We start from the raw sequence: 14,863 nt of genomic DNA, 5'->3' as shown, positions 1-14,863 counted from the left end.
GTTATCCGATCTCAACATTATCAAGCAGTTCTTCAACCACTCTTTGATGGTCAACACCATCGGCCAATGCATCGTAAGACAATGAGAATCGGTGACCTAATACGGTTGGCAACATGGCACGCACATCGTCTAATGTGACGTGGTCACGCCCTTGCAGCCACGCATAAGCGCGAGCACATTTATCCAATGAAATAGATGCACGAGGGCTTGAACCAATTTCAATCCATTTCGATAAGTCTGATTCTGGATAACGCTCAGGTTTTCGTGTAGCCATTACCAAAGCCACGATGTAGTTCTCAACTAAATCGGAAACGGCAATGTCTGGAAGTTGGCGGCGCGCTTCAAGCACCAATTCAGGTTCAATATGCTGTGGAGTTACAAGTTCCGAACTTGTCTCGCTACCGAGTTCCTCACTGCGCACAAGTCGAATGATGTCGCGTTCAGCTTCATCTTCTGGATAGTCGACCGTCACTTTCATGATAAAACGGTCCATCTGTGCTTCAGGCAGTGGATACGTACCTTCTTGCTCTACTGGGTTTTGCGTAGCGAGCACCATGAATAGATCAGGTAGGATATGAGTTTGACCACCCACCGTAATCGTCCCTTCCGCCATGGCTTCAAGCAGAGCCGCTTGTACCTTTGCAGGAGCACGGTTCACTTCATCGGCTAAAACAATACTGTTGAAAATAGGACCCGGTTGAAAGTGCAACTGAGGCTTTCCATCAAGCTCTTGATACACTTCTGTACCGGTTACATCTGATGGCAGCAGGTCAGGCGTAAACTGAATTCGACCAAAACTGGTGTTCAGTAGGTTCGCCAGCGATTTCACTGAACGAGTTTTCGCTGTACCGGGAAGTCCCTCTAAAAGCACATGCCCATTAGTCAATAACCCTATCACCAGAGCCCGAACGACGTGGCTCTGACCGATAACACTTTTCTCTGTTTGTTCAATCAGTTGGTTTATTGCTTGTTGCGCATGGTTCATAGGTCTTCCCTTAATTAAATCTGGCTGCGTACATCCTACTCACAAGCCCCATAACTATTAGTTATACACGTGATAATTGTTCATCAGCGCGATAAGTTATAAACGTGATAATTGCTCATAAGCGCGATAATTGGTTACAAGCGGAATAAGCAGCAAGCACCATAGCTAAGCTCACCTCATCGCTTTATTTAAACTTAGCTTTCAATTGGTTAATGGCCTCCGGCGGTGCCACTTTGCTCAGTGATGAAATACATTGCTCAAACGCCTTTGGTACGCCCGGTATATGGCTGTTTCGCGCCAACACTTCACACTGGGCATACAAGTGCTGTGGGTTGCGGCTAAATTGGTAAGCCTTGTGCAGTGATTGACTTGCCGCAAGCACATCCGATTTCTCCAAAGCCAATCCGTACACATACCAATATTGTGGGTCGGTTTGTGCAGTTTCAGCAGCTTGTTTAAGGTAGTCCGTTGCTTGTTCGTAATCTTTCACACGAAGCAGAGATAATCCCGTGCTGTATGGTAATACACTCGATTTCGGCTGAGCTTCAATACCTTGCTTCAAGGTCGATAACGCTTTTTCCTCGTTACCTTGCGCGCGATACAGATCCGCCAAGTTGGCGTAGCTGTTTTCGAAGTAAGGCTCAATCTCGATAGCACCTAAATAAAATTCAATTGCTTTATCGTGCTGACCTAAATCTCGGTAAACATTTCCTAGATTAGTGCGTCCAAACCCTCTGTCGGCATTAAATTGCTGTATCTCAATGTACTTTTCCAGTGCAGGTTTGATTTGGTCTTTCTGCAGAGGATTCATTTCTCCCCAGTAACGTACCAATGCACCTGCGGTTTCTGAACGAATCGACAATACAGGATCTTTCAGCAGCGGTTCTAGAATCTGCCAACGGTCAGTAAATGGGAAACCAGACGAGCCTTGCACCACACCCAAACGGATCATCTCGTCATCATGTTTCACCGCTCTTGCCAGCGAGATCAGCGTATTCTTACCCGTATTACCGCCCAAACGTTCTAAGCTCGATGCTCGAATGATATTGCTTAAGCTGGAATCCTGAGCCGAATACGCCAACGCATCCTCTGCCCCTCGGTGTCCTATTGAGTCAGCATAAAAGGCCACGGCAAAATGCTGCTGATTACGATACTTAGAATCTGGGAACCACTCACCGATTTGCTTATCTGCCCACTGGTCGGTTTGGTCTTCATGACAGCTAGTACACACGTTTGGCGTTTTAATGTGTTGGCTAATATCAGGACGTGGGATATGCCAACTGTGGTCACGCCTTGGATCGACCTCCATGTAAGTCGTCTCTGGCATGTGACAAGTGGTACATTGTGATGCTTCGGTATTGGCTTCGTGGAATGTGTGCTTTTCAGGCGTGTATTCTGATGCAATGTGACATTGGCTACACACGGCTTCTTCCGCAATTTTTAGTTCAGCGGTATGGGGATCGTGGCAGTTAGTACATGTAACGCCTTTTTCCGCCATCACTGATTGAAGGAAAGATCCGTAAACGTAATCTTCATCGTAGATTTGACCATCGTTGTGGTAAAGCTCAGGAGTAATTAAGCTCAGGCGATACTTATCAAAGAATGACCCATTCACGTGGTCGCCTGTTTCATTCAACTGAGTACGTCGGCTGTGGCATTGAGCACAGGTTTGAACTTGATTGGTATGGATGATGTCTTTTGGTTGCAGTGTTGAGTTGCCCTCTTGATAGATCCACTCTTTGACCGACTTCGACAAGTCGCGATCAAAACCATAATGCGCCGAGACTGGAGCATCCTTTCCACCGTTAGCTTTTGCTAGCTGAGCCTTTTCAACGTGCTCACTCGCAGGGCCATGACACGCTTCACAACCGACATTAATCTCGGACCAAGTAGTGTTGTAGGTATTACTCGCGCTGTCGTAGTTTTTCTCTAGATTCGTAGAGTGGCAATCAGCACACATGAAGTTCCAGTTTTGACCGCTATTGGTCCAGTAGAATTCATCGGTGTTGGTGGTATCCGGATAGAGGTGAAACCAGCGTTGACCGCCTTCGCCTTCAGTGCGAGAGTCCCAAGCGAAGGGAATTAGCTGTACACGACCATCTTCAAATTCAACCATGTATTGTTGTAGTGGTTCAAAGGCAAAGGTATAGCTGATTTTGTAATCTTTGAATTGGCCGTCTGGCCCTTCGATGTTTACCCAGAACTCTTCGCCCTTGCGGAAAAATCGGTTGGGTCTACCTTCATGAGTGACTGTTTGATCGTTGAAATCGCCTAATACAGATTCGTCTGTAGCGTGCTTCATCGCCATATCATGATGAGAGCCCTCCCACGCTTCGACTTCTTCACTATGACAATCAACACACGCTTCCGAACCGACATACGTGGCTTTAGAACCGATAGGTAAAGCGTCAGAGCTAACGTGTGAAGCTACAGAGTTGGCCTTTGAAATATCAGAGTTGATATTAGGATCTTGCTCGTTGGCATAGGCGTTCAGACTGAACAGCGACAACATCAGTGAAGACAAGATTGCGGATAATACTGCGACTCGCTGGTGTTTCAATCCGTTTACCAGTGAGCACAACCATGCAGACATAACATTCCTTGTTTTTATACATCCTTATGCTTAATAAGGTAGACGTAAAAACAACGAATTTACAATTATTTAGTGGCAATGAGCTTGATAGTTGTGACTCATATTCACGACTGGTATTTACTCATCGATATGCGCATTAAAAAAGAGCTCCGAAGAGCTCTTTCGTGTTAGCAGTTTCATCAAACTGTCAGTTTCAATAAACCAAAGCTTACTTGTTATGGTTCTCTTGAAGTTTTTCCATAACCTGATCCAAGCTAAAGCTTGCTGCTTTTTGGCGTGGCGGGTATTCAGCAAATGTTTCTAAGAATTTGCCAACATACGCTTGAGCAGGAACAAACATATAAGCATGGTCTAACAACCAGTCGTAGTATGTGTTCGATGTAATATCTGCATTTTCGTATGGGTCCATACGCAGGTTAAATAGCTTAGGAAGACGTAACGTCACGAACGGTTCTGACCAAATCTGCATGGTACCCGTTGCACGCTGCTCCATGAACACCGCTTTCCATTGGTTGTAACGAAGCGCCGCTAAATCACCATCATCGGTAAAGTAGAAGACCTCATGACGACGACCTTTCTCTTCTTCACCGGTTAAGTAAGGAAGGAAGTTATAACCATCTAGGTGAACCTTAAACGTTTTGTCACCCGCAGTATGACCTTTCAGCAGTTTCTCTTTGATTTGATCATCACCAGCGGCTGCAACGAAGGTTGGCATCCAGTCCATGTGGTGCATAATTTCGTTAGAAACGCTGCCCGGTTCAATCTTACCAGGCCAACGAACCATTGCTGGTACACGATATGCACCTTCCCAGTTGGTGTTTTTCTCACCCCGGAACGGTGTTGTACCCGCATCAGGCCAAGAGTTCATGTGTGGACCATTATCCGTTGAGTAGAAAACAATCGTGTTGTCTTTAATACCCAATTCGTCGACTTGTTTCAGTAATTGTCCAACGTGGCGATCGTGCTCAACCATACCATCAGCGTAGTTACCAACGCCTGTCACACCTTTACTGTCCGCTTTCACGTGCGTTCTGAAGTGCATACGTGTTGCGTTCCACCAAACGAAGAATGGCTTGTCGGCTTTCACTGCGCGGTCCATGAAATCAAGTGCGGCATCGAGCGTTTCTTCATCGACCGTTTCCATACGCTTACGTGTTAATGGACCCGTATCTTCAATCTTGCCGTCAGCAAATGATTTGATAACACCACGCGGACCAAACTTCTTACGAAACTCTGGGTCGGTTGGGTAATCTTCATTTTCGGGTTCTTCTTCAGCATTTAGGTGATAAAGGTTGCCAAAAAATTCGTCAAACCCGTGTGCTGTTGGAAGGAATTCATCTTTGTCGCCAAGGTGGTTTTTACCAAATTGACCTGTCATGTAACCCAGAGGTTTAAGCAGTTCAGCAATGGTTGCATCTTCTGCTTGAAGGCCAATATCGGCACCCGGCAAGCCTACTTTACTTAAGCCTGTTCTCAGTACACTTTGACCTGTAATGAACGTAGAGCGACCTGCGGTACAAGATTGCTCTGCGTAGTAATCGGTAAACATCATGCCTTCTTTGGCGATGCTATCAATGTTCGGAGTTTGATACCCCATTAAGCCAAAGGTGTACGCACTGACATTAGATTGACCAATGTCGTCACCCCAAATGACGAGAATATTCGGTTTTTCTGCCGCGAATGTGGAGGTGGAAGCCGCCATCATCGCAGTACCCAAAATCGCTAATCGACGTTTGACGCCATATTTCGCTGTCATAGAAACCTCTTCGTTAGTTATTTGCATCCTGCCCTACAACGTATAGTCCATTTTTTGAACGATCGCGAGATTCGCTAAACTATTAATCTATTTGTCATTTTTCTTCACAGCGACGCGCACAACTGGACGATGGAAATTACGTATATAAACATGATAAGGATCACACATGACGTTAGAGGCTAAAATGAGTAAATAACGCCAAAACCCTAAAAATCAAAAGGTTATAATAACCCCATAACAATTAGTTATAACCACTATAAAAAGACACGACCGATTTTAGAGATTAATGTTTGCCCAACGATGTGTTGCTCTAACGCATTAATCTTAAAAGTAAACCGGAGTCCTTATGGGTACTAAAATTAATAAACTAGCATTAGGTGTTGGCTTATTAGCCGCTTCTTCCGCGGTGACAGCAGCAGAGAAACCAAACATTCTTGCCATTTGGGGCGATGATGTTGGTATTTTCAACATTGGAGCATACAACAATGGCATGATGGGTTACGACACGCCAAATATCGACCGAATCGCAAACGAAGGTGCTTTATTTACTGACCACTACGGTCAACAATCGTGTACTGCGGGTCGTGCTGCATTCTTAACGGGTCAAGAACCTTTCCGTACTGGTCTTTTGACTATCGGCATGCCAGGTTCTGATCACGGTATTCCTGATTGGGCTCCAACTATTGCTGATTTACTAAAAGAGCAAGGCTACATGACGGCTCAGTTTGGTAAGAACCACATGGGTGACCAAGATAAGCACCTCCCAACAGCACACGGTTTTGACGAATTTTTCGGTAACCTTTACCACCTAAATGCTGAAGAAGAGCCTGAAACATACTACTACCCTAAAGACCCTGAGTTCCGCGCTAAATACGCGCCTCGTGGTGTAATCAAATCGACTGCTGATGGCAAGATTGAAGATACGGGCCCTATGACGCGTAAGCGTATGGAACACGCGGATGAAGAGTTCCTAGAAGAATCTCTAGCGTTCATGGAAAAAGCGGTGAAAGCTGACAAGCCATTCTTTATTTGGCATAACACCACTCGTATGCACGTTTGGACTCGTTTACAAGAGAAATACCAAGGTGTTTCTGGTATCAGCATCTACGCAGACGGCATGATGGAACACGATGACCACGTTGGTGTTCTACTAGATAAGCTTGATGAACTGAAAATCGCTGACAACACTATCGTTATCTACTCTACCGATAATGGCGCTGAGACAGCAACATGGCCTGATGGCGGTGCGACTTTCTTCCATGGTGAAAAAGGCACAACATGGGAAGGTGGTTTCCGCGTACCTCAGCTTGTTCGTTGGCCTGGCACTATCGACCCAGGTACTAAAATCAATGACATGATGAGCCATAAAGACTGGATCCCAACACTTCTTGCAGCCGCAGGTGATGATAAAGTGGTTGATAAACTGGCTTCTGAAAAAGGTGCAACTTACAACGGTAAAAACTGGCGTGTACACCTAGATGGCCACAACTTCTTACCTTTCTTCCAAGGTAAAGAAGAGCAAGGCCCGCGTGACTCTCTGATGTACTTCTCTGCAAACGCTGAGCTAGATGCTGTTCGTACTGGCGACTTTAAAGTTCAGTTTGCCCATATGGAAGGTAATATTTCTGATGGTGTTCGCTTCCAAACGAACTGGCCTTCAATTGTTCACCTTCGTGCAGACCCATTCGAAAAAGCACCACACGAATCTGGTTTGTACATGCGTTGGATGGCAGACAACATGTGGCTATTTGTACCAGTAGGCAATGAAGTTCAATCTTTCTTGTCAACGATTTCTGACTACCCAATGCAGCAAAGCCAAGCATTGAACCCTGGTAACTTCAACCAGAACGTTCTAATGCTGCAAGGTAGACTTCAACGACTAGAAGCTGCTGCAGCGCAAGCTAAATAAGCCCCTCTAGACTATGTAATTCAAGTAGTTTAGAAAGTACATGATGTAATACCAAAGCCGTGGTCACTCTATGCAGTTACCACGGCTTTTCTACGTCTGGCACTTGTTATCTGTATCTGTATCTGTATCTGTATCTGTATCTGTATATTAAAATTCAAATTCTATACAACAAGGTCTTTTCGAATTCACCGTTAAGTCACTAACTTGCCCTACGTAACGCGTTGTTCCTAACGCCCCCTGCTCCTTGTCATTCAACGATTCAATGACTTCATCTTGCTCCTCTCCTCTTGTTACACCATCTTCTTGCAACATCACCACTATAAAACTAAGTTCATAACTATACACCTCTCATCCACAGGGTGAATAAGGTTTAAATCAGAAGGATTCTGACTTGCCCAAATTATCTAAACTAGATGGAACTAATACTATGAAAACGCCATATTTAGCAGTAATAAGCATAACTGTCATTTGGGTTTCAATAGGCCTACTGGTTTATGACGCCGCTTCTCTAAAGATGCACGCCTCATTTGAACACCAAGAAAATCACTCTCATACAAACGACCATGATGATTCATACTCTTCAGAACACGACTCAAACACAGACTCACAAGATGCCCAACAAGCGGCATTTCCAGATCAACAAATCTTCTCAATTCCAGATTCGACCGAGATTAACAATGAACTTGCCAAGATAGGTTGGGCGCTATTCAAAGACCCTAACTTATCATCGAACCGAAGTGTCAGCTGTGAAAGTTGTCATAGCCTACAAACCAATGGCGCTGAAGTGATTCCTGTTTCCATTGGCGTAAATGGAGCAGGAATGCGAAATTCACTCACCGTTTTTAACGCTGCCTTTAACTACCGATTTTTTTGGGTTGGTCGGGTGAATAACCTTGGCGATCAAATCGATGGTCCAGTACACAACGTCGACGAAATGGATTCAAACTGGAAACACATTACGGACTATGTATCTCAATCGGAGACTCACATCAGCCTATTCAAAGAACAATCGACAACCATCAACGAAGCTTCGATTAAGGCTGCACTTATTGAGTTCATGCAAGGGCTAACCACGCCTGATTCTCCTTTCGACCAGTACTTGCGAGGCGATCATTCAGCGTTGTCTGATAAGGCCAAGCGAGGCTGGGAGGCCTTTCAAGAACAAGGGTGCATTCGTTGTCACCAAGGTACCAATATTGGTGGAGGCATGGTGATGCGATTTGGCTATTTTGGGTTATCAAAAACGGGCTCAGAACGAAGTGAAGACCAAGGTAGATTTATGTTTACAGGACAACCACAAGACAAGCACCTCTTCCGTGTCGCCAGTTTAAGAAACGTGGCGATCACTGCCCCCTATTTTCATGATGGTCAAACTGAAACGTTAGAGGAAGCCATCAAAATCATGGGTGAAAGCCAACTCAGTAAAACGTTTGAAAAGCAAACTATTAGTGAGATTAAAACATTTCTAGAAACCTTAACGGGCAGCCGCCCTCAGATATTAGTGGAGTTTGAAAATGAATAAAATCAGACTCATCTTTTTGCTGTTTTTCTCGCTATTCTTGGCTTTGGTTAGCTTAATCATATTGACCTATTCTGAGCACGGGAAAGTATCGGAATATGGAGAATCTGTTCGAGAGCTGGGGCATGAAGTTTTAGAGATGCGCGATCAGATAACCAGCGCTGCTCTCGCTGATATTTCGAACCCTTACCAAATATCGGCTGATTTAGTCAGACTAGAAATAGAATTGCAAGAGCTAAAGGATAGCTATAAGGGGGAAAGCATCCACTCAACGTTCTTTCAAAATTTACAAACCACCCAATTACTTGAACGTTTCCACAAGGCCTCGATATCCAATGTCGATACGCTCGACAAGCTCGTCGGGTTGAGTGTCGCTCGTCAGTTCATACTGCAATCCCTAACGCTGCAACTCATTAATAGTCATTCAGCAAACCATCGAGAAGCAGCAAGGGGACATGATTCAGAAAAACTAAATGCTCTCTCTACACCGGAGCTCAACATTCAAAGTGAGGTACTTGCTAGCGTGTTATTTTCAGGGAGCCAAATTCAACATCAAGAGATTAGCTCAGAGTTGGCGGACCTGTCTGAAACGTTCGCTGAACTCAATCAGCAACAAAATGTACTGTTATCTCAAGTTCTTTCGGTGCATAACATGGAGTATCTTGAACAAATTGAACATCAATTCACCGACCTTCAAGACCAATTAGAAGGCGTGATTGTCAAACTTATCATCACACTCGCGCTATTAACCTTTGCTTTCTCGTTCGCCATCTTTATCTTCCGAGTCTTTGAATTAAAACGAAACAACCTTGCCTATCAAGAAGCCGCAAACAAAGCAGAAAAAGCCAACGAAGCGAAGTCCTTATTCCTTGCCACCATGAGTCACGAGTTAAGAACGCCGATGAATGGCGTACTAGGAATAGCTCAAATAATCAAAGAGGATTCGCAAAGTGCCGATACCCGCCAACAAGCACAGATCATCATCGATTCAGGCCAGCATCTTGTCACCATATTAAATGATATTCTTGACTTTTCTAAGGTTGAGCAAGGAAAAATGGAGTTGGAATATAGCCCTTTCTCAATGGCAGATGTGGTGACACATCTTGATAAAACCTTGACGCCTCTTGCAGATGACAAAGGCCTCGCTTTTACCATTAAAGATAACATCCCTCCCCATATTCAGTTGATTGGTGACTCTGCACGTACACGTCAGATCTTATTTAATTTAGCAGGCAATGCCGTCAAATTTACTGAGTCAGGAAAGGTTGAAGTGGAATTCTTGATTACACCAACCACCCCACCAAGCGTGAATATCTTAGTGACTGATACAGGTATTGGCATCGCAGAAGACAAGATCGACCATATATTCACGGCATTTGAACAAGCCGAGCTCTCAACGACCCGTAAGTTTGGTGGGACAGGATTAGGGCTTTCCATTGTTAAGCAGTTAGTCGAATTGATGGGTGGCACCATCACGGTTACCAGCCAGCTTAATTTCGGCTCTCGATTTACTATCTCGCTTCCGCTTGAAATGCACGAACTTGAAGAACAAGTCATCGTTCAAACGCCAACCAAAACCAATAGGACTCTCGATGACTTCTCAGTATTGTTAGTCGAAGACAACAAGATCAACGCAATGGTGATTAGGAAGTTCTGTGAATCTATCAACTTAACGGTTGAGAACGCTTACGACGGTTTACAAGCCTTAGATAAGTTGGCGTCAAACCAATATGACCTGATCATCATGGATAATCACATGCCGAACATGAGCGGCATTGAAGCGATTCAAAAAATTCGTAACGAACTCAAGCTGACTACCGTAATTTTCGCATGCACAGCCGACGTATTTAAAGAAGCACACGATGAATTTATCATGTCAGGGGCTGATTTTGTTCTCACCAAACCATTACAGAAAAACAGCTTACAAAACGCCATCAATGAGTTTCATGACCAATTTGAGGGTAACCGACATAACTTGGCTAACGAACATAACCTTTTAACCAAAGGTGCAAGCAACATCACCATGTTAACGCGTCATCCCCAAAATAAACTGCCACTCACTGAGGAAGAACTGTCGCGTAGCCAAGTATTGGCACAAGATGGTCTTAAATCAGACGAGAAGCTCAAATGCTTAACTTCTCTCGTTGATGAGCTAGAAAACGAAATCGATGAGTTGATAGAGCTATTTTCGGACGCTAAACAGGATGACCTACCCAGAACATTGAAGGCGGTTAAAGAGATTGCAGCAAGGTTTGAAATGAACGAAGTGCTTGAACTCGCGAGCTCAGCCGAACAGATAGCCGATCAACACATCATGCCCGAAGCAGAATTGCTTCAACAACTGATCAATCGATTGATGGTCAATAGTCATCAAGCCACTCGATTGATACACAAACTCCACCAGCAACGAAAAACGGGGTAAAGAAAGGTATCACATGATATGTACCTAGTACCGGCCCACACTTGTTCTTGGCGCTTGGTGCAACCATCATTTTTGTGGTCGACTATCATGTACCTTTGGGCATTGCTATGGCCGTTCCCTACGTTACGATAGTATTGCTGGCGGCAACAACGAAAGATCCAACCTCCACAGTCATGTGGGCTATCACCTGCACCTTGCTTACGCTCATTGGCTACTACCTATCTAGTACGGGCAGTGAAACCTGGTTCGTCGCCTTCAACCGAGTGATTACGATTTATGCCATTTGGGTATCTGCTCTCGTTCCTATGTATATCACTCTGCAGTCGCTTCGAAGCGCTCAAGAGAGCGATTTAGATAATCCAGAAGAGAAAACGTTTAGGCCACACCATAATACGAACGAAAAAAACACGTTTCGTACGTTCAAGAATTAGGCTTAGGTTAAGTTTCGGTGAATTTTACCAAATCGAGACAAGGTAACTTGAAATATTTCGTTCTGCATGAGATTGTAATTTAACTATCCATAAACAACTGTATGATTATGAAAACATTACAATCCATCGCGCTGCTTTCCACAATTATCGTAGCACCAAACGTGTTAGCTGACGTGACAATTGAAGTTCCTTCTAGCGCAGATGCGTTAGTCGAAGTCTTAGCTGTAAATGAGGCTAAGCCTGATCTTGACGGTGGCTTTTTCTCTTCGAGCAAAACGATCACCGTTCCAGATGGTGTGAACCAAATCGTTTTCAAATATCAACTCGCTTTTAGCCAAGGTAACGACCGCGAGTTTGTCGATAGCGACACCATTATTGCTACTTTTGACGCGACAGACACCGTATTAACGTTCGACATGCCGAAGTTCCGCAACACCAACGAAGCGAAAAAAGGCCTTCAAAACTTAGATTGGAAACTGGTTGATGAAAACCAAAATGCAATCAGTGTTAAGCAAGATAAGCTAATCAAAGATGGCATGCAGATTGGTCGTAAGTACCCGCAAGAAGCGAAGGAATACAACCAAAAAGGCGGCATCGCTGTACTTACACTAGGTGCTAGCGCGGGCGCAGCAGCAGCAGTAGCACAACCCGTAACGCTTCCAGCAAAGATTGACGGAAATTCAGCGAATACAGCTGAAGAAATGTTGTATTTCTGGTACGAAAAAGCGGATGCTGAAACGAAGCAGAAATTCAAAGACTACGTGAACAAGTAGCTCAATGGTCTTAATTTAAAAATGAAAGAAGCTGGCACACTGCCAGCTTCTTTTTTGTCTTCACCTAGATGATTTAGGCTTATATTGATTAAGCCGACTCAGTCGATAACACTTTTCCATCTACTTTTGTTGGCCATCCTAGCGCTTTGTATTCTGCGGCCAGTAAGTGCGCACAGCGGCTAGAAACTCTTGTTTTAATCCAATCACCAAGCCCCAATACTTTATATTCCAATACAGCCATTTTCATAACAATTCTATTCCGCTCTAATTCAATTTATAAATCTAGAGTGAACATTATAGATGTTCTCTTGTAATGTATGTTCCTAAAAGAACACTGTGCATAATTTTTTGAAATATCTAATAAACACTGAAAATCTAGTAATCCAAACGTTAGCTCGTGGTGTTAAAGATTCATGCCTTAATTTCAGCAACAGGATCTCGTATCATCAAATTCATCGGTGAAATATGCTCATACAAGCCCTTAACATCGGTGATAAACACCTTTCCTCTTTGTATCTTAACCAAGCCTTGTTGCTCTATCCCTTTAAGAACTTCGTTTAGCCTAGGTCTTGATATGCCTGTTATCGAACTCAGTTGAATTTGTGAAATATTAATGCTGACGGTTGCCCCCGCGATATTGGTCTGGCGTGCCGCAAGTTCCAACAAGACGTAAATAGTTTTCTGCTCTTTTTCATGAATCGAGGATAAGTAAGCCTGCATCCAAATAGATTGCGCTTTGGTTCCACAGTGAAGTAGCCATTTGTAAACCATGCACTTCCGTTCTGCGAGCTCTAATACCTTACTTGCAGGAAAAAGTACCATAGTGATAGGCTCGACTTCTTCTGCCACTGCAAAGAGGTTGTAGTCAGCATGTATAGACAAAGCACCCATCCAATCTCCCCTTCCAATAACACCACCAGATAAGCTTTTCATGTTTTCTGTAGAAAAACAGATTCCAGCGGAGCCACTTAAAATATAAAAGACGCCGGGCAAATTCTGAAACTTTTTTGTAATCTCAAAGCTGTCGACACCCGATTTAAAAACGGCAATATCAAGCAAGCTTTCTATCAAGTCCGCAGACAATTCACACGGCCATTGTATTTGTTCACTGATTGTTGGATCTAACAACAGTTTGTTCCTCCTCAGACAATCTCTGTGTCTGCTTTTATATGCTTATGCTTAAGTTGATCTCTATATCAATACAGCGTGACACTGTATATCTACACCTCGTTTAAATGTAGTTCATTAAAGCTTAAGGCAAGATGTTTTTACCTAAATAAAATCATATTTCTTAATGTCTTAAGCCACTTATCTAGCTTAAAACCCGCTTGAGAACCAAAATAAAAACGACCAACACTTGTTGGCCGTTTAAGCTTTCTAAATCGCAGAATGCCGAGAGTTCGTTCGCACTCACCTATATCCTAAACTCCGCCTGTAGTTTCAGACTGAAACTTTTAACTTTTAATTTTTGGCTTAAGTGAGATATGCCAAAACAACATCACGATATTGCTGTTTCAATGATTCTTCAATAAAGCTCGCTTCTATTGCATTTAAAGTAAATTGAGCAAGCTCTTGCTCAGCCATCTCATGAGCTTGGCTCACCGCGTTAAAGTTATCCGACATATAACCACCAAAGTATGCGGGGTCGTCCGAGTTAATCGTCACCGCTACGCCTCGTCTTAACAGCTCAACAATATTGTGGTCTTCCATCTCATCAAATACACGCAATTTAATATTAGACAGTGGGCACACGGTCAGCGGCATTTTGGTTTCAATCAATTCGGCTATCAGAGCTTCGTCGGTCATGCACTGTACACCATGATCCACTCGGCTCACGCTGAGCATTTCAATCGCATCCACAATGTTTTGAGCAGGCCCTTCTTCTCCTGCATGGGCAACCGTTAAGAAGCCTGCTTGTTTTGCTTGCTGGAATACACGCTTGAACTTCTCTGGTGGGTGCCCTAATTCAGAAGAGTCTAGGCCAACTCCGATGATCTTGTCTTGATGCTTCAACACATCGGCGAACGTTTGAATGGCGCTCTCTTCAGATAAATGGCGCAGAAAACATGCGATGATTTGAGATGTGATGCACAACTCTTTATGACCCTGTTCAAGCGCACGATGAATGCCGTTAATAGCGGTGTCGAATGCAATGCCACGATCGGTATGTGTCTGAGGGTCAAAGAAAATTTCAGTATGGATAACATTGTCGGCTTTACAACGTTCTAAATACGCCCAGGTTAAATCATAGAAGTCTTGTTCAGTGCGCAATGCATCCGCACCTTGATAATAGATATCAAGAAATGACTGCAGGTCATCAAATTCGTATGCGCGTCTTAGCTGCTCTGGGGATGAATAAGGCAGATCAATGCCGTTGCGTTGAGCAAGTTGGAAAAGTAACTCAGGTTCGAGCGAACCTTCAATGTGTAAATGCAACTCTACTTTTGGAAGCCCTTGAATAAATGCGTTCATATT

11 protein-coding genes are annotated in these 14,863 nt (G+C 43.9%); 5 read left to right on the top strand and 6 right to left on the bottom strand.

Translation table 11 applies throughout. The annotated features are described in order from the left end of the window. Position 1 precedes the first annotated feature (1 nt). From AC3CH3_RS21820 to AC3CH3_RS21810, 3 genes are all read right to left on the bottom strand, one after another. A complete protein-coding gene (locus tag AC3CH3_RS21820) occupies positions 2–985 on the bottom strand; it encodes an AAA family ATPase (protein WP_004730485.1) in 984 nt (327 codons plus the stop codon). 184 nt (positions 986–1,169) lie between these two features. Continuing rightward, positions 1,170–3,578 (bottom strand): tetratricopeptide repeat protein, encoded by a 2,409-nt coding sequence (locus AC3CH3_RS21815; RefSeq protein ID WP_488538416.1) that lies wholly within the window; start codon positions 3,576–3,578, stop codon positions 1,170–1,172. Positions 3,579–3,786: 208 nt separating this feature from the next. After that, entirely contained in the window at positions 3,787–5,334 is a 1,548-nt protein-coding gene (locus tag AC3CH3_RS21810; RefSeq protein WP_488539084.1) for an arylsulfatase, read from the bottom strand. 346 nt (positions 5,335–5,680) lie between these two features. Here AC3CH3_RS21810 and AC3CH3_RS21805 point away from each other — a divergent pair, with 346 nt between their 5' ends. From AC3CH3_RS21805 to AC3CH3_RS21785, 5 genes are all read left to right on the top strand, one after another. Further along, the gene (locus AC3CH3_RS21805) at positions 5,681–7,243 is read left to right on the top strand and encodes an arylsulfatase (RefSeq protein WP_488538415.1); all 1,563 of its coding nucleotides are present in this window, start codon (positions 5,681–5,683) and stop codon (positions 7,241–7,243) included. Between the two features lie 427 nt (positions 7,244–7,670). Then, positions 7,671–8,765, top strand: coding sequence for a cytochrome-c peroxidase (locus AC3CH3_RS21800; RefSeq protein WP_488538414.1), 1,095 nt, complete (start codon positions 7,671–7,673; stop codon positions 8,763–8,765). Further along, positions 8,758–11,184, top strand: coding sequence for an ATP-binding protein (locus AC3CH3_RS21795; RefSeq protein WP_488538413.1), 2,427 nt, complete (start codon positions 8,758–8,760; stop codon positions 11,182–11,184). Before AC3CH3_RS21800 ends, AC3CH3_RS21795 begins: the two co-directional genes overlap by 8 nt. Before the next feature lie 41 nt (positions 11,185–11,225). Then, complete coding sequence (locus AC3CH3_RS21790) at positions 11,226–11,615, top strand: hypothetical protein (RefSeq protein ID WP_488538412.1); 390 nt, start codon at positions 11,226–11,228, stop codon at positions 11,613–11,615. A 107-nt stretch (positions 11,616–11,722) separates the two neighbouring features. Further along, a complete protein-coding gene (locus AC3CH3_RS21785) occupies positions 11,723–12,388 on the top strand; it encodes a DUF2057 family protein (RefSeq protein WP_488538411.1) in 666 nt (221 codons plus the stop codon). A gap of 88 nt (positions 12,389–12,476) precedes the next feature. On the opposite strand, the gene AC3CH3_RS21780 is transcribed toward AC3CH3_RS21785, so the two are convergent. The 3 genes from AC3CH3_RS21780 to AC3CH3_RS21770 form a co-directional block, all read right to left on the bottom strand. After that, entirely contained in the window at positions 12,477–12,635 is a 159-nt protein-coding gene (locus AC3CH3_RS21780) for a hypothetical protein (protein WP_017070406.1), read from the bottom strand. A gap of 164 nt (positions 12,636–12,799) precedes the next feature. Beyond that, positions 12,800–13,516, bottom strand: coding sequence for a Crp/Fnr family transcriptional regulator (locus tag AC3CH3_RS21775; RefSeq protein ID WP_017081172.1), 717 nt, complete (start codon positions 13,514–13,516; stop codon positions 12,800–12,802). A gap of 345 nt (positions 13,517–13,861) precedes the next feature. Further along, positions 13,862–14,860: an adenosine deaminase gene (locus AC3CH3_RS21770; RefSeq protein ID WP_488538410.1), complete on the bottom strand. Its 999-nt coding sequence runs from the start codon at positions 14,858–14,860 to the stop codon at positions 13,862–13,864. Between the last annotated feature and the right edge of the window lie 3 nt (positions 14,861–14,863).

The sequence above is a fragment of the Vibrio sp. QJM3NY_35 genome (genome assembly GCF_057785915.1).
This window is presented reverse-complemented; position numbering and strand designations above follow the sequence as displayed.